Origin of the sequence: Adhaeretor mobilis (genome assembly GCF_007741515.1) — a bacterium.
GTDB classification, from domain to species: Bacteria; Planctomycetota; Planctomycetia; order Pirellulales; family Lacipirellulaceae; genus Adhaeretor; species Adhaeretor mobilis.
Genome location: NZ_CP036263.1, coordinates 5,054,998 through 5,074,777 on the forward strand (window position 1 = coordinate 5,054,998; position 19,780 = coordinate 5,074,777).

General features: G+C 55.4%; 19 protein-coding genes and 1 pseudogene. 12 read left to right on the top strand and 8 right to left on the bottom strand.

Annotation, left to right across the window (positions count from 1 at the left end):
* Window positions 1-6 precede the first annotated feature (6 nt).
* The 4 genes from HG15A2_RS19940 to HG15A2_RS19955 all read left to right on the top strand — a co-directional run bounded on the left by HG15A2_RS19940 (window position 7) and on the right by HG15A2_RS19955 (window position 4,764).
* Complete coding sequence (locus HG15A2_RS19940) at window positions 7-1,302, top strand: endonuclease/exonuclease/phosphatase family protein (protein WP_145062619.1); 1,296 nt, start codon at window positions 7-9, stop codon at window positions 1,300-1,302.
* A gap of 144 nt (window positions 1,303-1,446) precedes the next feature.
* Entirely contained in the window at window positions 1,447-2,298 is an 852-nt protein-coding gene (locus tag HG15A2_RS19945; RefSeq protein WP_145062621.1) for a sugar phosphate isomerase/epimerase family protein, read from the top strand.
* Between the two features lie 100 nt (window positions 2,299-2,398).
* The gene (locus tag HG15A2_RS19950; RefSeq protein WP_145062623.1) at window positions 2,399-3,739 is read left to right on the top strand and encodes an MFS transporter; all 1,341 of its coding nucleotides are present in this window, start codon (window positions 2,399-2,401) and stop codon (window positions 3,737-3,739) included.
* Window positions 3,739-4,764 (top strand): Gfo/Idh/MocA family protein, encoded by a 1,026-nt coding sequence (locus tag HG15A2_RS19955; RefSeq protein ID WP_145062625.1) that lies wholly within the window; start codon window positions 3,739-3,741, stop codon window positions 4,762-4,764. The genes HG15A2_RS19950 and HG15A2_RS19955 overlap by 1 nt, the downstream gene beginning before the upstream one ends.
* Window positions 4,765-4,867: 103 nt before the next feature.
* On the opposite strand, the gene HG15A2_RS19960 is transcribed toward HG15A2_RS19955, so the two are convergent.
* Window positions 4,868-5,554 (bottom strand): hypothetical protein, encoded by a 687-nt coding sequence (locus HG15A2_RS19960; RefSeq protein ID WP_145062626.1) that lies wholly within the window; start codon window positions 5,552-5,554, stop codon window positions 4,868-4,870.
* Between the two features lie 104 nt (window positions 5,555-5,658).
* Here HG15A2_RS19960 and HG15A2_RS19965 point away from each other — a divergent pair, with 104 nt between their 5' ends.
* The gene (locus HG15A2_RS19965; RefSeq protein WP_145062628.1) at window positions 5,659-6,036 is read left to right on the top strand and encodes a transposase; all 378 of its coding nucleotides are present in this window, start codon (window positions 5,659-5,661) and stop codon (window positions 6,034-6,036) included.
* 259 nt (window positions 6,037-6,295) lie between these two features.
* Window positions 6,296-7,624: a PhoPQ-activated pathogenicity-related family protein gene (locus HG15A2_RS19970; protein ID WP_218932124.1), complete on the top strand. Its 1,329-nt coding sequence runs from the start codon at window positions 6,296-6,298 to the stop codon at window positions 7,622-7,624.
* A 510-nt stretch (window positions 7,625-8,134) separates the two neighbouring features.
* Here HG15A2_RS19970 and HG15A2_RS19980 read toward each other — a convergent pair.
* Together HG15A2_RS19980 and HG15A2_RS24880 are read right to left on the bottom strand one after the other, a co-directional pair.
* Entirely contained in the window at window positions 8,135-9,448 is a 1,314-nt protein-coding gene (locus HG15A2_RS19980) for an OmpP1/FadL family transporter (RefSeq protein ID WP_145062632.1), read from the bottom strand.
* Window positions 9,449-9,761: 313 nt separating this feature from the next.
* Window positions 9,762-9,884: a hypothetical protein gene (locus tag HG15A2_RS24880; RefSeq protein ID WP_261342138.1), complete on the bottom strand. Its 123-nt coding sequence runs from the start codon at window positions 9,882-9,884 to the stop codon at window positions 9,762-9,764.
* A gap of 489 nt (window positions 9,885-10,373) precedes the next feature.
* Here HG15A2_RS24880 and HG15A2_RS19985 point away from each other — a divergent pair, with 489 nt between their 5' ends.
* The 6 genes from HG15A2_RS19985 (at window position 10,374) to HG15A2_RS20010 (ending at window position 17,967) form a co-directional block, all read left to right on the top strand.
* The gene (locus HG15A2_RS19985; RefSeq protein WP_145062634.1) at window positions 10,374-12,041 is read left to right on the top strand and encodes a tetratricopeptide repeat protein; all 1,668 of its coding nucleotides are present in this window, start codon (window positions 10,374-10,376) and stop codon (window positions 12,039-12,041) included.
* A 416-nt stretch (window positions 12,042-12,457) separates the two neighbouring features.
* Window positions 12,458-13,900 carry a cardiolipin synthase gene (gene cls / locus HG15A2_RS19990; RefSeq protein WP_145062636.1) on the top strand — a complete coding sequence of 481 codons (1,443 nt, stop codon included), beginning with the start codon at window positions 12,458-12,460 and terminating at the stop codon, window positions 13,898-13,900.
* Between the two features lie 459 nt (window positions 13,901-14,359).
* Window positions 14,360-15,307, top strand: a complete 948-nt coding sequence (locus HG15A2_RS19995; RefSeq protein ID WP_218932125.1) for a YybH family protein — start codon at window positions 14,360-14,362, stop codon at window positions 15,305-15,307.
* Between the two features lie 41 nt (window positions 15,308-15,348).
* Window positions 15,349-16,971 carry a protocadherin gene (locus tag HG15A2_RS24885; RefSeq protein ID WP_261342139.1) on the top strand — a complete coding sequence of 541 codons (1,623 nt, stop codon included), beginning with the start codon at window positions 15,349-15,351 and terminating at the stop codon, window positions 16,969-16,971.
* 482 nt (window positions 16,972-17,453) lie between these two features.
* Window positions 17,454-17,705: a hypothetical protein gene (locus tag HG15A2_RS24265; protein ID WP_218932126.1), complete on the top strand. Its 252-nt coding sequence runs from the start codon at window positions 17,454-17,456 to the stop codon at window positions 17,703-17,705.
* Between the two features lie 16 nt (window positions 17,706-17,721).
* Entirely contained in the window at window positions 17,722-17,967 is a 246-nt protein-coding gene (locus HG15A2_RS20010; protein WP_145062642.1) for a hypothetical protein, read from the top strand.
* A 10-nt stretch (window positions 17,968-17,977) separates the two neighbouring features.
* Here HG15A2_RS20010 and HG15A2_RS25210 read toward each other — a convergent pair whose 3' ends face one another.
* From HG15A2_RS25210 to tnpA, 5 genes and pseudogenes are all read right to left on the bottom strand, one after another.
* Window positions 17,978-18,199, bottom strand: coding sequence for a transposase domain-containing protein (locus HG15A2_RS25210; protein WP_391483928.1), 222 nt, complete (start codon window positions 18,197-18,199; stop codon window positions 17,978-17,980).
* 12 nt (window positions 18,200-18,211) lie between these two features.
* Window positions 18,212-18,709, bottom strand: a pseudogene (locus tag HG15A2_RS20025) (IS66 family transposase); the annotation flags it as partial.
* Between the two features lie 15 nt (window positions 18,710-18,724).
* On the bottom strand, window positions 18,725-19,024 hold the full coding sequence (locus HG15A2_RS20030) for a hypothetical protein (protein WP_145062648.1): 300 nt from the start codon (window positions 19,022-19,024) through the stop codon (window positions 18,725-18,727).
* Window positions 18,975-19,418 carry an IS66 family insertion sequence element accessory protein TnpB gene (tnpB, locus tag HG15A2_RS20035; RefSeq protein WP_145062650.1) on the bottom strand — a complete coding sequence of 148 codons (444 nt, stop codon included), beginning with the start codon at window positions 19,416-19,418 and terminating at the stop codon, window positions 18,975-18,977. The genes HG15A2_RS20030 and tnpB overlap by 50 nt, the downstream gene beginning before the upstream one ends.
* The gene (gene tnpA / locus HG15A2_RS20040; protein WP_145062652.1) at window positions 19,415-19,759 is read right to left on the bottom strand and encodes an IS66 family insertion sequence element accessory protein TnpA; all 345 of its coding nucleotides are present in this window, start codon (window positions 19,757-19,759) and stop codon (window positions 19,415-19,417) included. The genes tnpB and tnpA overlap by 4 nt, the downstream gene beginning before the upstream one ends.
* Between the last annotated feature and the right edge of the window lie 21 nt (window positions 19,760-19,780).

A 19,780-nucleotide genomic window follows, 5' to 3' on the forward strand; every position in this document is an offset into this window, starting at 1 on the left:
GCGACGATGGCCAACTATCGTGAATACCTGAGGCTGCTGTTGTTTTTCAGCTTAGCATGGGCTTTGCCCGTTCAGGTTTCGGCGGACATCGATCAACCACAACCAGCCCTTCGCTTTGCCACTTTCAACGTCTCGCTCTACGGCGAGAATTCTGGCGAAGTCGCCCAGCGGATTGCCGGTGGCAAAGATCCACAGGCGCAGGCGCTTGCGGAAATCATCCAGCGAGTTCAGCCCGACGTGCTGCTGCTCAACGAAATCGATTACACGCCTGACGATCGCCTGCTGAAAGTTTTTCTCAAAGAGTATCTCGGCAAGCCCCAGAACAAATCCGGCTCACCGGACGGGCCAGCCAAGCCGGTTGAGTTTCCGTATCATTTCACCGCTCCCTCAAACACCGGCGTCCACTCCGGTCGCGATCTTGATCACAACGGCATCATCGACTCACGGCCCGGCAGTCGCGACTACGGCGGCGACTGCTGGGGCTTTGGCGTTTACGAAGGGCAATACGGCATGGCTGTGCTCTCGCGCTTTCCGATCGACGAAGGCAAGGCACGCACGTTTCGCAAGTTTCTGTGGCGTGATCTGCCCCATGCTCAACTTCCTACCGAGCCGCAACGTGCTACTTCGCCGCAAGGACTGGTCGAGTCGTGGTATTCGCTCGCCTCGCTCGCGCAGTTCCGGCTTAGCAGCAAGAGCCACTGGGATGTGCCGGTAAAGATCAATGGGCAGCGCGTTCACCTGCTCGCGTCGCACCCGACGCCGCCCGGCTTCGATGGCCCGGAAGATCGCAACGGCCGGCGCAATCAAGATGAGATCCGCTTCTGGACGGACTATCTCGCCGCGGGCAAGGAATATCACATCGACGATCGCGGCACCAAGGGCGGTCTGAAAGCGGGCGAGCGGTTTGTCATCGCAGGCGACTTGAATGCCGACCCGGCCGACGGCGCTGCCAACCAGGCGATTAGGAACTTGCTCGCCTCACCGAGGGTTGCCCAAGCGGACGCCCCTTCGAGCGTGGGTGCCGTCGAGCAGTCTGAGCGTCAAGGTGGCGTGAACGTCCAGCACACCGGCAATCCCAAGCACGACACCCTGGACGCTTCTGATAATGCCAATAAGGGCGGTCCCGGGCGAAATCCTGGAAACCTGCGCGTCGATTACGTGTTGCCATCGGTAGGATTTCGCATCACCGGCAGCGGCGTCTTCTGGCCTGAGACGAGCGACCCGCTCTTCAAGCTTGTCGGCGTGCATCCCTTCCCCAGCTCCGATCACCGGCTGGTATGGGTTGATGTGGAGTTTGAATAGCAGTTTCTCTGAAGCTAGAGAGCGAGCCACCAAGATTTCTACAAATTGGTGCCCCTCCTACCAGAAGTCCGCAGCTTCTTTTGTTATACTTCTGGCCTTGAATGCAACTGGCTCCCTATTTCTCTAGTGAGAGTTTCGGCGACTATGAGTAACGAACGTTGGCCCCTAGGCGTATTCGCAAGCGTAGATGCAGGCTTCGGAGTGAAGCTCGACGTGGCCGCCGCCCTGGGCGTGCCGACGATCCACCTGCACGCACCCGCCAATTTGGCTGATCCGGTCCAGGCAGCACAAGACTATTCCGAGAAGACAGCCCACCTGGGCATCCGCCCAACGCTGGTGTTCACCGAATTTGGCGACGAGAGCTACGAGAGCATCCCCATCGTCAAGGAGACTGTTGGCCTCGTGCCGGAAGCGACGCGAGAGAAGCGCGTCGAGATCCTCAAACGGACCGTCGTGTTTGCCAATGAGCTAGGAGTGAATGCAGTCGGGTTGCATGTCGGCTTCGTACCGCACGACACGGAGGACCCCACCTACGCGGTGATTGTGGAGACGCTGCAAGAGGCCTGCGACTATGCAAAAACGCACCAAACCAGCATTCATCTCGAAACGGGTCAAGAACCGGCCGACGTGTTGCTTGCCTTTCTTAAAGCGGTCGATCGCGCAAACCTATTCATTAATTTCGATCCGGCGAACATGATTCTCTACGGCTGCGGCGAACCGTTGCCGGCACTTGAGAAACTGGCCCCTTACGTGCGCAGCGTCCACTGCAAAGATGCCACCTGGAGCGACCAGCCTGAAGAAACCTGGGGCGCTGAAGTCCCCCTCGGCGAAGGCGATGTCGGCATGCGAGAGTACCTGCAAACACTCAAGAAAATTGGCTATGAAGGTCCGCTGACCATCGAGCGCGAGATTTCCCAAGAACCGGCGCGGCAAGAAGCAGAGATCGGCGCCGCGCTCGGGCTGCTGACGAAGCTGAAGAAAGAACTATTGAGCTGAACTAAGCCTCTGTACGAAACGCCGCGGAAGCCAGCCTCAAGAAACTTTGCACCACAGCTTTGCCATAAAAGCATCCCCTCGATTTTGAAAGAATGCACCGATGGGCGTAAAGACACGACTTTGCATCATGATGTTTCTCCAGTTTTTTACTTGGAGCGCTTGGTTCAACACGCTCGGACTGTACATGGGTGCCAACGGGCTCGGAGATTTCATCGCCGGTGCCTACGGTAGTGCGCCGATTGCGGCGCTGATTGCCCCGCTATTCTTGGGTCTCGTTGCCGACCGGTTTTTCGCATCGCAACGAGTCATGGGAGTCTTGATGCTGCTGGGAGGTGGGTTGTTATTCCTTGCTCCCACCTATGCGGCTTCGGACGACCCAGGAAAGTTTGTGTGGGTCTGCATTGCTCACATGTTGTGCTACATGCCTACCCTAGGCCTAAGCAACACGATTGCCTTCTCACACATCGGCGACCAGGATGAGTTTCCAAAAATCCGCGTTTGGGGAACTATCGGCTGGATTGTGGCCGGATTGGTTGTTGGTTTTTCCGGCTGGTCGGCCAGTCCTCACATGTTCCAACTGGGTGGATACGCCTCGATCGCGTTAGGGCTGTTTTGCTTCACCCTTCCGCACACGCCCCCACCAGCAGCAGGCAAGCCAGTCGATATGGGCACGCTGTTCATGGCAGACGCTTGGAAGATGCTTGCCGAACCAGCGTTCTTGATCTTCATTGCCGCGTCCACACTCATCTGCATCCCGCTAGCTTATTACTACGCGTTCACTTCTATGCTGCTCGGTCAAATGGGCTTCGCGGCACCCGCGGCAACGATGACACTCGGGCAAATGAGCGAAATCATCTTCATGCTGCTCATCCCGTTCTTCTTCCGCCGACTTGGCGTCAAGTGGATGATCGTGATCGGCATGGCTGCCTGGGCTGGTCGCTACTTGCTCATGGCCTACGGGGCAGAAAGCCAAACCGCCTGGATGATCTTGCTAGCAGTCGTGTTGCATGGAGTGTGTTACGACTTCTTTTTCGTCACCGGCTTTATGTACACAGATCGCAAAGCTCCGGCTGAGGTTCGTGGCCAGGCACAAAGCTTGCTTGTGTTCTTTACCCAGGGTGTAGGCATGTACATAGGTTACGCGGTAGCGGGAAAGTTCTTTGCAAACGTAAAGCCCAAGGCCGACTTACTCAGCGAGCAACTTGCCAACGACCAACCCGCATCGACACTCTCACTAGAATCTCTCGGCAGCATGTTTTCTGTGAAGGTTCCGGAAAGCGTCGATCCGCAAATCTATCAAGATACGATGACTCAGTGGAAAGAGTTTTGGATCACACCTGCCTGGATGGCGTTGGCCGTGCTTGTCGCCTTCGCACTCCTGTTTTACGACAAGCGTGCCACGAAGAAAATCATTGAAGAACAACTAGGAGATAATTCATAATGACACGTGTAGGAATTGCCGGCATCGGCTTCATGGGGATGGTGCATTACCTCTCTTACCAGAAAATTGACGACGTGGAAGTTGTCGCCCTTTGCGAACCGGACGACAAACGGCGTGCTGGCGATTGGCGCGATATCAAAGGCAACTTCGGCCCACCCGGAGAACAAATGGATCTCTCCGGCGTGACGACGTACAGAACGTACGAAGAGATGGTTGCGGACGAGAGCCTCGACATCATCGATATCACGCTCCCCCCCGCGATGCACCACGACGCGGCCCTTGCGGCTCTTGGCGCTGGTAAGCATGCGTTCACCGAGAAACCGCTGGCTATGAAGCAGGCCGATTGTCAAAACATGCGCGCTGCTGCCGAGGCAGCAGGCAAGCACTTGCTCGTCGGACATGTGCTACCCCACTTCCCGGAGTACGCCTGGGCGCTGCGCGAAATCAATAGCGGTAAGCACGGTAAGCTTTTGGCCGGCTCGTTCAATCGTACGATTTCCGATCCCGCTTGGCTGCCGACCTTTTGGTCCGCAGAAAAGATCGGCGGTCCGCTGCTCGACCTCCACGTGCACGATGCTCAGTTCATTCGTCTAGCCTTTGGCATGCCCAACGAGGTCATCGCTCGCGGGCGCATGCGTGAAGGTCTGGCCGAGCACTGGCACTCCCTCATGCAGTTCGAGGGCAACGACATGACGGTCCACGCCACCAGCGGAGCTATCCCTTACGCCGGACGTTCCTTCCTGCACGGGTTTGAAATTCAGCTTGAAAAGGCGCTTCTCACTTTCGAGTTCTCAGTGATTGGCGACGAAGGAAAGTACTCCCGCCCACCCACACTGCTCACCGGCGATGGAAAGATTGAATTCCCCGAACTGGGCGACGGCGACCCGATGAACGCTTTCGAAGCCGAGCTGAGGCATGTGGTCGAAGTCGTTGCCAACGACGCTCCGCTAGGAGCCCTCGATGCGCAGCTCGCGCAGGATGCTATTGCGATTTGCGAATTGGAGCGTGAGAGCTTGGCCAGTTGATGCATCCCTAACTAATGTCTGCGGCGCGAAGAGTCGTAAGGCTGGGTGTCGTTAGTTACTTTCTATCACGCGCAGGAACATTGCGATTGTGCATCGCATCCTCTCAATCGCTAGCACCGGAGGATCGGGCGGTTCGTTGGATGGATTGCGAGAGCGACGGCGGTTCGCAGGTACCGCTGAGCCGGTCGCGGAGATATTCTAAGGCGCTGCGGCCGAGTTTTTTCGACGTCTGCACGATCGTAGTGAAGACGTTCATCGCACGGGTTCTGCGGATGCTCACGCTATGTAAGCTCACGTCGCGACGGCGCGCACTCACCCGAGCGCCTAATTCCGAGGCGTCGTTGTGCAGCGGGACCGAAGACTCCGATATAACCATCAGCAACTCGTCTCGCTTCGACTGCGTCTTGGCAATTCGATCATCGAGCGCCTCGTATCTGGTGCGAATCGAGAACAGCTTGTCGAATTCCACTCGCAGATGGGCCGCCAATTCCACGGTTGGTCCCGCGCGATAGTCTTGCAACCCTCCATAGTAGTTCCTATACGCTTCCCGGAACGCTTCCAGCGCCTCCGCATGGCGACCCACCGTTAGTGAACGTTTTTTGTAATGTCGCCCTGCAGCGACTCTTGCAAATATACAGGGCCAACACAAACCGAGTTTGTCCGTGAGCAGCTTGAACTGGCCGGCGCCGTCGCTAACCACCGACCTGACGATCGGCACGGAACTTTGACGCCGATAACAGACAATCGCCGCTGCCTGCTCGCTCGCCGTGCGGAGTTGAGCGTTACGCATGCCGAACCAATCGTCGAGCAAAGCACTCAACTCGGTCGCCTGGCAGCTCGATGTCGGTAGCGTAACATTAGTTCTATAATTAGCACTGAGATAAACCGGGGCCTTTGCTGCTGAGAGCGGCAAAACAGCAACAAAATGCTCAGAGCTACCTGCCCCAACAAGCCCTCAAGGGCGAAGTGGCTCAAGACTTGATAAACCTCTTCAATGCGGCGGACCGCGGGGAAGCGGATCGTCTCTTGCAGATGGCAGCCGACAAGCACCGCCAGGCGGCCCCGAAGTTGGCCGAGTGGATGGAAGACAACGTACCTGAAGGGCTCGCTGTGTTTCACCTGCCGGCCGCACATCTCAAACGCCCCAGGACGAGCAACGTCTGCGAAAGACTCAACAAAGAAATCACTCTGCGAACACGCGTTGCCACGCTGTTCCCGAACGAGGCGTCACTGCTGAGGCTTGCCTCAGCAGTACTCGTCGAAACTGATTAAGAATGGCGCACAGGAAAGCGGTACCTAACCGCGGAAGCTAACTCGTAAATCAAAAAGCGATTTACAGCACTACCGTTGCTTTACCCAAGAATGCAGCGTAGAGTGTTCGTGTTTTGAACTGGTACGATAAAGTCACTCTTGATCGCAATCGTTACTAAAGTCCATCCCCTCACCTTCACAATGAAATTGTGCGATGCAACGAATCTTGGTCATGATGACGTGTGCCCTGGCTTGCGTTCAATCTGCAGAACACCCTTCGGTGGCAGAAGATAGTACTGCAACGTTTGATAGCCAGGTCGTCGAGCAGGTATCTAGTCCACTGCGTGACTATCTATTAAAAGAGGACCTCAGTTACACATGGGAAAAAGTCCGTGAAGGCAAGATTGCTGGCGTCGAATACGTTGAGCTTATTCTTACCTCACAAACTTGGCGGGATATTGTCTGGAAACATCGCTTGTTCATCCTCAACCCCGGCAAGGTAGCAAAGAGTACAAACGCACTGCTAGTCATTGCTGGTGGTAGATGGAAAGAAGAGTTCGCAGATCCCTCCTATGATAGTGCCCCAGGCAAAGAGGCATTACTGTTTGCAGCTTTTGCACGACAGCTTAATTCTCCCGTTGCTGTGCTCCTTCAGGTTCCTCAGCAACCTATTTTCGATGGAATGGTAGAGGACGAAATCATCTCCTTCACCTTTGAGCAATTCCTTGATACCAGAGAGCCGGAGTGGCCCCTGCTCTTACCCATGGTAAAAAGTGCTGTGAGAGGCATGGATGCCATCCAAGCGTTTTGTGAGGAGGAATGGTCTCTCTCGATTGAAACCTTTACCGTGACGGGGGGATCCAAGCGAGGTTGGACCACATGGCTCACAGGCGCAACGGATCCTCGCGTAACTGCCATCGCTCCGATGGTCATCGACATGCTGAACATGAGGAGTCAACTAAAGCATCAGCAAGCAACCTGGGGAGAGTTCTCTCCAATGATTCATGATTACACTCAAAGGAAGATTTTTGAAAGAATAGAATCTAGTGAGGGAAAGGAACTCCTAACGATCGTCGACCCCCTGGCCTACAAGGATTCGCTCAAAATCCCTAAGCTCATCGTCCTGGGCACAAACGACCCCTATTGGACTCTTGATTCCCTCAACCTGTATTGGCCAGAACTTCTTGGGCCGAAGCATATTCTCTATGTGCCAAACAACGGGCACGGCCTGAAAGACATGCCTCGCGTACTAGGTGGAGTCTTGGCGCTGCATGAGCAGACAAGTGGTGGAGACGAACTTCCGGATTTGTCTTGGTCTTTCCGCGAAAAGGGCGATAAGGTGGTCCTTTCTATCAAGTCGGATATCCCCCCAGTGAAATGCCACTTGTGGACCGCAGAATCGATATCAAGAGACTTTCGGGAGTCCCGTTGGACAGCATCAGAAGTTCTGCCGTTTGAGGATGGCTATACCATTGAAATTGACAAATCCAAGACTGGATCGAAGGCGTTGTTTGGGGAAGTTGTTTACGACCGCAAGATAATGCCTCTCTATCTGTCAACGAATGTGCACATAACTCATTCCACCAAGCCTGCACAGCAGCATGAATGAGGTGGTCCTAAATTGACGGACAGGTGGGGAGCTTAAAATGGGGACAGAAAGGACAGCCGTCGCGCCCCGCAAGAAGGTACAATCCCCGAAGTCAGGATGCCGTGCCTGTTCTCAGGAGTTCAACCAGGAAGCGGTCCAGGTGCTGCTGGACGGTCACACGACCAAGTCAGTGGGGGCTCACCGGTACCAACCTACTCTACCGCTGGAAGCGAGAACAACTCTCCCAGAGTGGCACAGCGGCAGGCACCATAGAAGCACGCGTTCATGAGCTAGGACTCGATCTGCGTCGCGTCGAGCGAGAGCGAGATGTATTAATGAAAGCGATGGCAGTTTCAACTGCCATTCACAAAATGAAGAGAATCACCTGTCCGTCCATTCAGGACCACCATTATGGCGGCCAAGAAGAGTATTCACGACAACCGGACAACACATGTTTGACTACAAGAATGAAGCATGCTGCGACCATACCACCTGAGGGATCTCGCTGCCCCAGTCAATTCGCAGACGTCCTTAGCGGCGATCAGAGCCAAGAACGCAGTCCTTGCACCAACTGTTCGGGGCAGCCGCTCGCTCGGACGATCCGCGACCAAATCGCCAGGTAAGCCCACCTGCCACCCAATACGACTCAACATTGGCGGCGGATTGGCCGAATTGATCTTCCGTGAAGAACATGCCACCGGCATTCACGTCGAAGTCGACGCCCGGCAAGAAGTCACGGATGCCGAAACCGGCAGAGAGGCGGTGTTCGTTGATCGAAGGGAACTGGGATTGCAGATACTGAATCGCCGGTAGCCCATCAGGTGGAATCACGCCTCCCACAACCAGCGATGGCGCATCCAGCATGTTGTATTCAGCAAATGTGTACCCCAGGCGGATGCGGATGTTCTGTGTGAGGGAGTATTGAGCTCCGGTTTGCAAGACGAACTGGTCTTCCCAAATGGCTCTGAAGAAATCCGACTCAGAATATCGTTTGTAGAGGATATCGCTGGCCAACAGCAGACGTCCACCCATGAGTCGATCGTTGGCAATGCCCCAGCCGAACGTTTCGGGCAAGTCCAGTTGGATATCTTGCGCAGTGGAAAAAGCGCCGCCGCCAAGACTGAGGCGCACGGCGTCTTCGAAGCGAAAACTCTCTTTAGTCATCCAGTAGCAACCAAGCGTCGTATGGTCGGTCGCTTGATAGGTAGCGCCAAACAGGCCGCGTAACCCATAGGCCGTTGTGGCGGAGCCGAGACCGGAAAAAGGCCCATCCAGGATACCCGTCGTCACGTAGAGTTGCGCGCCGACCGACAAACGGTCGCTGACCTGCACGCCGACACCGGAGGCGACGTGCAGTGCAAGTAAACTTGCCGCGGAGCCATTGCTTTCGGGCGCGTCGAAATACTTCACACCCAGGCCGGCACCGCTAATGAATGCAGCACCCCAAGTGACTGGCAATCCGAGCGCGGAGAAGTCTTGCGTCACAGCAATATTGGCCAAGGCGTTTCCAGGCGATCCGGACTTGGCTTCGTAGGGTGAGATGCTTGCCAAGGGTAAATTCGCGTCATTGTCCACGTTGATAGTAGGTTCCACCCAGCCGCTGCCAAAGCTGAACTGTGTGCCGCGAAATTGTGTGAGCGTGGCAGGATTACCGGTAAAGGCTGACTGGACGTCTTGGGGCCGAGCGACGCTTACCCCCCCCATGCCACCAGAGGCCGGCATCATCGCGGCGTGCAATTCCACGCCAAAGGATTGGGCCGAGACGTCTTGCTGAATCAAAGAGGCGATAGCAACCGCCAATGAAAATATGAGTCGTCGGGCAATTGGGCGCCGTGGGCAAGACATTTTGGACCCTTAGTTGGAGTCAGACTGATTCTAGCGATGATTAGGGAAATCTTTACCGATGGGATCGACCGAGTTTGAGCGCATAGGCGAGATAAATGGAGAGTTTTACCCCACTAAGTGATGGACTTATTCGGGTCGGGCCGATTAGGAGAGTTATGCCGCACGAACTGGGCCAATACTCGTCCCCGGATTTCCCAGATGACTTCCCGAACTATGGCACGCAATTCGGGATATTCCCTGGGGTAGCAAGGGGTTCTGCCAATTCGAGCCATCATGGCAGGAGGACCTAATGAGTGATTGCCAAAACGTGGGTTTACGGGTCGGTTACGAGCGCCGCCTGAACGTCAAGTTCCTGGTAAGTCAGCTCACTACCGACACCGAGCGAGTGGCGGCGAGTGCTATTGCCGGTGATCGCCAGGTATGGCCACTTGGACATCTCCAATTTCTTGTGCCATGAGGTGAAGCACTAGTCGCCGACCACGCTAAGCAAGAAGCTGGTGAAGATTGCGGTGAAGGTTACCCTGCATGCAATATACGTGCGTTTCAACTTGCCGAAGTGGCTATCACTCGGAGATTGTTCGAGGCAATTCTCGACCACATTGAACGGCTCACTCTGCCGCCAGCGGTGATCGCTCAGTGTCGTGTGTAGTAATTTGGATTGCTTTTACATTCGATACTGGGAGTAATATCTGCTCAGAAAGGTTGGGAATGTGCGGCTCAGAAGCTTGAATCTTGTTATGGGCGGTAAAAGTCAGAAAATGGGTATGATAGCCAACGAACAGGAAATGTTGTCATGTGCTACTCATGGGGGGGGGGGGCTCATTCTGTTACAATAGGCGACATGCGAGTCTGGGTTGGTTCCAGGCAATCGCAACCGGAGGATCTCGGATCAGGTAATCATCAGCAGCAAATGGGGATCACAAAGATGAAACGCTATGCAGTACTTGGGCTCGGCCTCGCGGTAATTGCCGCTGGATCTCTCCAAGCTCAGCAATCGCAGCACAATACTGACGCCCCGTACTACGACCTTGGTGGGGTTCACTACCCAGTGACCACTGACTCGGAAGCGTCGCAAACGTGGTTCGACCGCGGTTTGGCGATGTGCTACGGCTTCAACCATGAGGAAGCAGTACGCTGTTTCGAGAAATCTCTCGCTGCCGACCCTGGCAACGCGATGGCGTATTGGGGCCTTGCTTATGCCTGGGGGCCGAATATCAATAACATGTTGATCGAGCCCGCGCAAATTGCGCAAGCAACACTGGCCGTACGTTTGGCACGGCTGCATTCAACGCATTGCACCGATTTGGAGAAAGCGCTGATCGAAGCGATGGCCTCACGCTACGCAACACACGTGCCGGAGGATCGTGATCCACTTAATCAGGCGTACGCCGATGCGATGCGTACCGTTTACCAGCAGCACGGTAACGACCCGCTGGTAGCAACTCTGTTCGCGGAATCCCTGATGAACTTGCAACCGTGGTTGCACTGGGCTCCCGATGGCAAGCCGGGAGCGCACACGTCGGAAATTGTCGAAGTATTGGAAGCAGGCATGAAACGTTCGCCCAAGTACCCGTCGCTCTGCCACTTCTACATCCATGCGATGGAAGCTTCCCCAACGCCCGAGAAAGCGCTACAGGCCGCGAATCACCTGCGCGACGCACTGCCGGACCAGGGGCACCTGTTGCACATGCCCACACATATCGATATTTGGTTAGGCGACTACGAGAAGGTAATTGCTGAGAATCTCAAGGCAATTGAAGCGGACAAAAAATTCCTGAGCCGCGAGGGGCCGCTGAATTTCTACTCGTTGTATCGGATTCACAACTATCACTTCTTGGTCTACGGCGCGATGTTCGATGGCCAAAGCGAATTGGCTCTCCAGGCCGCGCAAGCGATCAAGGAGCAAGTCCCCGAACCGATGCTTCTCGAACAGGTCGACTTCTTGGACGCCTTCATGCCGACCGATTTGCATGTGCTCGTACGATTTGGCCGCTGGGAAGAAATACTCAAGCAGCCAGAACCGGCCGACTATCTACCGATGTCCCGCAGCATCTGGCACTACGCCCGCGCGCTTGCCTATGCCGCCACGGAGCGAATCGATCAGGCTGAAGTCGAGCAGGACTCGTTTGAGGAAGCCTTGGAGCAAGTCCCCGAGACAAGTTTCCTCTTTCAAAATCCCTCGATTAACATTCTCGGAGTCGCCGAGGAGATGATAGCCGGGGAGATTGCCTATCGACGAGGTGAATTCGATGTTGCCTTTGAGCACCTCCGCGAAGCAATCCGCCGTGATGATGCGCTCAACTACGACGAACCTTGGGGGTGGATGCAGCCCGCGCGCCACGCGCTCGGAGCGCTACTGCTCGAACAAGAGCATTATGAGGAAGCCGAAGCAGTCTATCGCGAAGATTTGCGGCGGCATCCCAAGAACGCCTGGGCGCTGCATGGCCTGGCGGAGTGTCTTGAAAAACAGGGCAAGACCGAGGAACTGGCGCAATGCCGCGAGCAATTCACAATCGCCACCCAACGCACTGATGTGAAGATTGATCGCTCATGCTACTGCAAGTTGAAAATGGATGATGAATCCGACGACTGAAGCAGTCTCAAGAATTAGCCAGCTTGTTCGAAGGCCAAGGGTCTGCGATGGCGAACGCGAGGCGTTCGTGTTGTAGCTTATCGAAAAGCGTCCGTCTGCTCGCTGTGTCTCAACAACTGAGCGAGGCTGGCTGGGCTGTTAAGATCCTACTACATTAATCATAAGAGACTGGTTCCCTATGCAGCGGCAGTTCAACTGCCTACTGCTCCAACACGTAGCTCAGCGCAACCTACTAGTTCGTTGCAGCTCATTGTTCGAGCGGGGTCTGTAACCCGAGTCGACAGACAGAAGTTACTCTGTCATCAACTGAAGACTGGCGACCCCGCTACCCGAAACAAATCGAGGCAAACTGGGATGCAGTCCTATTGAGTAAACATCTCGATAAACACACTTGGTATAACTCTTGAGGTACTAGCATGAGCCTAACCATCGTCGGTGTAGTCGTTCACCTGCTGGTAGAACTTGTACTGATCATACGTGTGATGACTCGGCCGCATCGCGAGCCCGCATCGCGAATTGCTTGGATCGCTGTCATTGCAGCGGTGCCATTCCTGGGAATGTTGGTCTACCTTTTGTTTGGTGAGACCAACATCGGTCGACACCGAGTGGAGCGAATGAGGCAAGTCATTCAGCATTTGCCCTCAAGGGTGATTGCTAGCTCGGGCGAGGAAGAGAATGCCCTAGCCACTGTGCCCAAGCGGTACGAGCATCTCTTCCGCACCGGTCAGTCGATCAGCGGTTTTGAAGCGATCGCAGGCAACTCGGCACAGCTGATGGCTGACTCGAATGCCGCCATTGATGCAATGGTGGCGGATATCGACAGTGCCACCGACCACGTGCACTTACTATTCTATATCTGGCTACCCGATCGCAACGGCATGAAGATGGTCGAAGCCCTGAAACGTGCGGCGGGACGAGGCGTCGTATGTCGTGCCATGGCAGATGACCTAGGCTCTCGGACCATGATTCGTTCGCGACATTGGAAAGAAATGCGGGAGGCCGGGGTTCGGGTAGCCAGCGCGCTGCCCATTGGCAATCCACTATTACTACTCTTGCGGGGTCGCATCGATCTCCGAAACCACCGTAAGATTCTGGTGATCGATGGGCGTATCACTTACTGTGGTAGCCAAAACTGTGCTGACCCCGAGTTCTTGGTCAAGGCAAAATATGCTCCCTGGGTAGATGCCGTGGTTCGATTCGAGGGCCCCATTGTCCGGCAGAACCAACATCTGTTTGCCAGCGACTGGATGAGTTACACGAACGAAGACATCGGAGATCTGCTGCGATCGCCGATTGCAACGCCGCCATCAGGTTTCCCGGCCCAGGTCATTGGCACAGGGCCTACAGTACGCTACACAGCTATGCCCGAGATGTTTGAGTCGCTGTTTCACGCGGCTCGCCGTGAATTGACAATTTCTACACCGTATTATGTGCCCGATGAGTCCATGCAGAATGCGCTTTGTGCAGCGGCCTGGCGGGGTGTTAAAACCACGATCATCTTTCCTGCCAAAAACGACTCGTGGATCGTGGGTGCTGCCAGTCGCAGCTACTACGCGGCCCTGTTGGAAGCAGGTGTGGAGATCCACGAATACGTCGGAGGTTTGCTGCACACCAAGTCGCTCACGCTGGACGGCGAAATAACGCTGATCGGTTCGGCCAATATGGACCGGCGCAGCTTTGACTTAAACTACGAAAACAACATCCTGTTGTACGACCCGAAACTCACCACGGAAGTTCGAGCCCGCCAGCAGGAATACATTTCCAGATCCCGACCCGTGACTCGAGAGGTCGTGGAGTCGTGGTCAGTTACCACCCGACTCTGGAACAATACGCTGGCAACCTTAGGACCGATCCTGTGACCGGCCGAAACGACTTATTGGGTCGATGTTCAAGTTGGCGGAAATGGCGGAATTGTGGTTGAGTGCAATGGGTACGGTAGAGTTAGATCTAGCTTTGGAACGCAAGTTTCGATGCTAGTCATAAGTGTGCCGTCTGTGAATGTGGCGGATTGTTCTTACCAGGGATGTGTGCCCATCGATGCGCTGGCGTGCGAAGGCGACAGAGACAATTCCTCCCAAAAAAAGTTGCCGACTATCGCCATTTTCGGTCGGCGGGGGTAACATTGGGGACATCGAAATTGCGATAGACGCATCGGCGATTAGTTGAAGCGTACCGGCATTGGGCCAGGTCCGTTAGTTTCATGATGTACATGTAGCATTACAGGACAAGGCGTGTGACACGGACTATTGTTGTTCTTCAGACTGCTCGAATTCTTTCCTAACGATGCGACTTTTCTACACTGACTGGGGATGCAAGTTATGAGAATTGATGTTTGTCGTGCTTTGTGTTGCATTGCGCTATCGATTGCGTCTTTGGGAGCGTGCGAAGCTCAGGAGACAAAACGACCGTCAATAGTACAGTCGCCTGAGTCTACCGAAGCTCAGGATAAGGAATTTGCCGCGCTTCGCGCCGGGGCGCAGGCATTTGTTGAAGCCTTCAACAAAGGGGACGCCCAAGCGGTCGCGGCATTGTGGACTGAAGACGGCGAGTACGTTGACGATACCGGACGTAGCTTCGTTGGCCGCGAGGCGATCGAGAAAGGCTACGCCGAGTTTTTTGCCGACAACGGCAAAGCTAAAATTCAGATCATGATCGGCTCCTTGCGGTTGTTGAGTAACGATGTGGCTATCGAAGACGGGCACACCGCCAATGAGGCAGCAGCGGACGGTGCTGCGGGAATTAGTGACTACACCGTCGTGCACGCCAAGGTCGACGGAAAATGGCATATGGCTTCAGTACGCGTCGAGTTGATAGAGAGCTTGGTTGCGCAGCAAAACCTTGCGGATCTTGATTGGCTGGTGGGGACTTGGGTTGCCGAAGACCGCGGAAACAAGCACAAGTCCGTCTGCCGTTGGGTCAGTGACCAGAGCTTTGTCCAACGAGATTTTAAGGTCACTCGCTTAGATGGGACACAAACCTCGGGCGTGCAGTTGATCGGTTGGAATCCGCAAGGCGGTTATGTGCAATCCTGGACTTTTAGTGCTGATGGCGGCCATGCTGTTGGTGCTTGGACCCCGACCGAGGGTGGTTGGTCAGCACAGATGCAAGGGATGACGGGCGATGGCATGTCGACCTCATCGACTAACATACTCAAGCGCCTGGATGATAAAGCCTACGTGTGGCAATCAGTCGACAGAACCATGGGCGGTGTTGCCTATCCGGATACCGATGAGGTGATCTTGAAACGTCTGCCAGTGAATCAATAGAACAGCCAAATATCCAGAACACTTTCAATTCGTGAGCTTTAATGATGGTCCGACAATTCTTATTTACGCTCTTCGTAGTCAGCTTGGCATTCAGCCTACCGTTGGAGGACTGCTGTGCCCGCGGGGGTCGCGGTGGTGGGGGCGGCCGTGGAGGATTTAGTGGCGGCGGTGGTCGCGCCGGTGGTTTCAGTGGGGGCGGAAGTCGCAGCGGAGGATTTAGTGGGGGCGGCGGATTCAGTGGGGGTGGACGCATGCCGAGCGGAATGGGCGGAGCTGGCTTCACCGGAAACGCTCGTAGCCCCGGTGCTTATAGCGGTAGTGCTAGTCGTGCCGGAATCGGCGGATATGGCACATCGGGCGCGGCTGGCGGTCGAGCTGCAGTCGGCGGACTTGGTGCGTCAGGAGCAGGTAGCGGCCGCGCCAGAGTCGGCGGAGCTGGTACTGCGGGAGCAGCTGGCGGCATGGCACGTGGAAACACCTCGCAAAGAAATTTCAGCCGACCCAGCAGCAGCCAGCTGAGTAGTTTTTTAAAAATGCCATCGGATGAAGGTCTGCATAGTTTTGCCACCAGTGGGAGATCAGCGCCGAGTCAGTTGCCAGCAGGCGGCGGCAACTTTGAAGTGAACCATGGCTCGACAACCGGTCCGCGCGGCGGTCAAGTCGGAGGCGCAACAATAACTGGTAGCAGGGGCAATACAGTGGGACGGGCGGTAGGCGTCGGTCCGAATGGCGGAGTTGGTACCGTCGGTGGAGTCCAGGGTGCAGCGGGTGGTAAGGCGGCTCGAGGCGTGGGCGTCGGTCCGAATGGCGGAGTTGGTGCCGTCGGTGGAGTCCAGGGCGCAGCGGGTGGCAAGGCGGTTCGAGGCGTAGGCGTAGGACCTGGCGGGCAAGTTGCCGCTGGCCGGGCAGCAGTTGGTCCTGGTGGTCGCGCGGCAGCCGGTGGCATCGTTGCCGGCCCTGCGGGCGTCGCCGCCGGCTTTGCTCGAGTCACACCCTCGGGACGTTACACAGCCGCCGCTGCCGTACGAACCAACTACAACCGTTGGGGAATTTATAACCGGGGTTGGCATGCCAATTATCCGGGCGCTTGGTTTGCCGCCGGATGGGCCGCCAATGCTGTATGGAATCCATGCACTTGGACCACAGCCTCGTCCTATTGCGGCTACAGTGATGTGCCTCCGGTTTACTATGACTACGGCAACAATATCACCTACCAAGACAACAACGTCTACATGGACGGCAACGATGTAGGGACCTCGGAAGAATATTACAATCAAGCTGCTGATATTGCTGAAGACGGAGCAAAGGCAAACGCTCCGGAGGACGGGGACTGGTTGCCTTTGGGTGTATTCGCGTTGACCAAGCCCGACAATCCTAAGTCAGACGTAACCATCCAACTGGCTGTTAACAAGGAAGGGGTCATTCGCGGTAACTCGACCGATTCAGAAACAGACAAGAACGAAGTTATCCAAGGTGCGGTCGATAAGGAAACTCAGAAGGTCGCCTTTACCGTCGGCGATCATCCTGAAGTAGTTGTCGAAACGGGGATTTACAACCTCACCAAAGACGAGGCGCCGATTCTAATCCACTTCGGCAAAGACCGTACCGAACAATGGCTACTGGTGCGACTGCACAACCCGGATGCTTCCGCCGGAAAGCAATAAGGTACTACGTGTTAGAGAAAGCATGTGAGGGTCGTACCACGCCCTGAAGTCGTATATCAAAATCCCAGTTACGCAATTTGCGACGGGTTTTATTCTTCTTGGTTCGCTTCTTTAGTCCACCTACTATGAATTTACCCCAAAGCGATTCCGCTTTCGACTGGGTGTTCATTATGGCGTCACGCTGTAGGGTCTGGTGCAGGTTCACGATGTCATTGTGTGCGTTCCGCGAACCCCATTCAGGGACTGCCTAGAACTGGCAGTGCTCTAAAAGCTGACCTCCATCACGCGTTCCCGGACGTGTCCGATCCGCGAACCGCCCCCTTGGCGGTCGTGGGCCAGTCAGCGGCCGAGACTTCGATCCAGCGAATGCAGGCGGTGCAATTCGCGATTTAACCACGGACCGCATCAAGGTCACTCATCGCGGCGTCGGTTACGCCGAGCGCCATCTCGCTCGGTTTGGCCCTGATGGTCCGAATCAAGTGATGACCCAGCGTTTACGAGACATTGCAGATGGCAAACTAAGTCCGACACGATACGATCGTAATTTCTACATCCATGAACTGCGTGAATCCGTGAGATATCGCCGTCTCGGTCACCGTACTGGTGCAGGTAATGACTATGACTTGTGGAATAACGCACACACGGGCACACTTGAGGACTACCGGTTGCCAGACTTCGATGCGAATGGAAACCGCACGCCTTACCATCCCGATACTTGGCATCTGTTTAATTGATGCGAGAGGAATTAAAATGAACAACGTTCAAATAAAGCTGTTGCGATCAATTGAAAGGTACGATGGTGAGTGGGGCTGGTACCAACTTGATCGCGTTGTTAATCCGCGAGACTTTCCGGATGGGTTAACACTTATGGATGTTCTTCGTTCGCTTGAAGTAGACGGATTGATTGAACAACGACCAGCAACCCCACAGAACAAGTATGTGATTACCGAGACAGGTGCCGCAACTATCAAAGCCGTTGAGAATGAAGAAGCGTGAAGCTCTGTTGTCAATTCACCATAGACTCAGCCGCATCCTCGGCCTTCCACACGTCGGGCAAGAACTGCCCAAGCTTCTCACGTGGCGTCGCCCCAATTTTCGCCAGCACGCTGATGAGATAACGTTGCGGATCGATCTTGTGGCGTTCGCAGCTGGCGATGAGGCTCCACAGCCGGACGTGATTCTCTGCCGCTGTGTCGTTGCCGGCGAATAGCCAGTTCTTGCGGCCGATTGCGACTCGCTTGAGCGCCCGCTCACTAGCGTTGTTGTCGATGTTGAGGTAGCCCTGCGTGGTAAAGGTGTTGAGCGCCTGCCACTGGTTCTAGGCGTAGGTGATCGCAGTGGCCATCGGGCTGCGGGGCAGCACAACTTCTTGTTCACTGTCGAGCCACAACTTGATCTGCACGAGTATCGGCACGCTGCGATCCTGACGTAACGCTATTCGCGTTTCATTATCTGTGTCTTTCCCTTCACGCTCGATGGCATACAACTGCCCAACGAGCGCAAGCATTATCAAGGAGCGCTGCTCGCCAGAGTCCTGCGCGTAGTAGAACTTTCGCCGCGCATGCGCCCAGCAGGCGTACTTGTGGCGAATGTGCTTGAGAACTTTGAAGCTGGCCGGGAAGTATTCGAGTTGCTCACTGATCTCGGCACCGATCCGGCAACGCTCGTTCCCGCAAGCTGGGCACGCTTTACTGTCGAGATCGTGTTCGATCTCAATTCGCTCTAGATGCTCGGGCAGTTGCTGGCGACCGTGCTAGTCGCGGTTCTTGACCCGACGAGTGACGAGCGGTTCGCCCGACTCGTCTTCGACGCTCGCCTGATCGAGGTTGGCTCTATCGATGCGTTGCCCGAACAGCCAGAGTTGCCGCGGGTCGAACTTCTCAGAAGGAGGACCATAGTAGCGACGCAAGATCGCAGCGACGGCAGCCTTCACCGCTTCATCAATGGCGGCTTGCTGCTCCTCTTTAAGATGCTCGATCTCAGAAGTATGCTGCCAATGCTGTTCAGCAATAAATTGCTTCAACGCATCCACATCGTTTGGCAGTTCTTCCATGGCAACCGTCATGCAGCCCGTTGTAAAGCATGAGGCAGGACACGCAGGACAAGTTCTCAAGAATGTTCACACACTTGCGCTGCGCGACACTCATGCCAGAAAGCAATCGCAAGAGCTGATCGCAACTGACCTCGACGACCGGTTTGCCCGTACGTGGGAACTGAAACTCGCCACGCTCCAATCGCTTGTAGTAAATCGCCAAGCCGTCGCGGTCCCACCACAGAACTTTCACTAAGTGACCGCCTTTGTTGCGGAACACAAACAGGCTCCCGGAGAGCGGATCGTGCCCAAGGAAAGAGCGGACGACCTCCGCCAACCCGTCGAACGACTTCCGCATATCGACCGGCGTGGTTGCGATCCACACTTGCACGTCTTGCAGGTTGGCGGCAATCATTGCGTGTCTCGTGATCGGGGGGTGTGAACCAGTTCCGCGATCCGCTCGGCGGTAGTCGCTGGCGGAAGGCGAAGCTCTAGGTCACCCGCCTGTTTTATCACGAACGGCGATTCGGGGCCTGGCTCGTCGCTGATCACCGCCGGAACGAAGGCGAGTGTCTTGGAAGTCGGCTTTCGAGTGCCATCACGTTCTGCAACCGTCCGTCGCCAGGCGTAGAACGCAGATTCAGTCACCTGCTCGCGCCGACAGAACTCGCGAACGCTCAGGCCGCTGGTTGAAAATCGCTGTAGCGTCTTACGCCAAGATGCTTCTTTCGCGGGGTCTCGCTGCTTGTTCGCCATCGCTGGTTTCCTGAGTGAGAA

Excerpts from the sequence above, each read along its gene's own strand:
- HG15A2_RS19940 (WP_145062619.1), top strand. The coding sequence starts at position 7 with ATGGCCAACTATCGTGAATACCTGAGGCTGCTGTTGTTTTTCAGCTTA.
- HG15A2_RS19945 (WP_145062621.1), top strand. The coding sequence starts at position 1,447 with ATGAGTAACGAACGTTGGCCCCTAGGCGTATTCGCAAGCGTAGATGCA.
- HG15A2_RS19950 (WP_145062623.1), top strand. The coding sequence starts at position 2,399 with ATGGGCGTAAAGACACGACTTTGCATCATGATGTTTCTCCAGTTTTTT.
- HG15A2_RS19955 (WP_145062625.1), top strand. The coding sequence starts at position 3,739 with ATGACACGTGTAGGAATTGCCGGCATCGGCTTCATGGGGATGGTGCAT.
- HG15A2_RS19960 (WP_145062626.1), bottom strand. The coding sequence starts at position 5,554 with ATGCGTAACGCTCAACTCCGCACGGCGAGCGAGCAGGCAGCGGCGATT.
- HG15A2_RS19980 (WP_145062632.1), bottom strand. The coding sequence starts at position 9,448 with ATGTCTTGCCCACGGCGCCCAATTGCCCGACGACTCATATTTTCATTG.
- HG15A2_RS24880 (WP_261342138.1), bottom strand. The coding sequence starts at position 9,884 with ATGTCCAAGTGGCCATACCTGGCGATCACCGGCAATAGCACTCGCCGC.
- HG15A2_RS19985 (WP_145062634.1), top strand. The coding sequence starts at position 10,374 with ATGAAACGCTATGCAGTACTTGGGCTCGGCCTCGCGGTAATTGCCGCT.
- cls (WP_145062636.1), top strand. The coding sequence starts at position 12,458 with ATGAGCCTAACCATCGTCGGTGTAGTCGTTCACCTGCTGGTAGAACTT.
- HG15A2_RS19995 (WP_218932125.1), top strand. The coding sequence starts at position 14,360 with ATGAGAATTGATGTTTGTCGTGCTTTGTGTTGCATTGCGCTATCGATT.
- HG15A2_RS24885 (WP_261342139.1), top strand. The coding sequence starts at position 15,349 with ATGATGGTCCGACAATTCTTATTTACGCTCTTCGTAGTCAGCTTGGCA.
- HG15A2_RS24265 (WP_218932126.1), top strand. The coding sequence starts at position 17,454 with ATGACCCAGCGTTTACGAGACATTGCAGATGGCAAACTAAGTCCGACA.
- HG15A2_RS20010 (WP_145062642.1), top strand. The coding sequence starts at position 17,722 with ATGAACAACGTTCAAATAAAGCTGTTGCGATCAATTGAAAGGTACGAT.
- HG15A2_RS20030 (WP_145062648.1), bottom strand. The coding sequence starts at position 19,024 with ATGGAAGAACTGCCAAACGATGTGGATGCGTTGAAGCAATTTATTGCT.
- tnpB (WP_145062650.1), bottom strand. The coding sequence starts at position 19,418 with ATGATTGCCGCCAACCTGCAAGACGTGCAAGTGTGGATCGCAACCACG.
- tnpA (WP_145062652.1), bottom strand. The coding sequence starts at position 19,759 with ATGGCGAACAAGCAGCGAGACCCCGCGAAAGAAGCATCTTGGCGTAAG.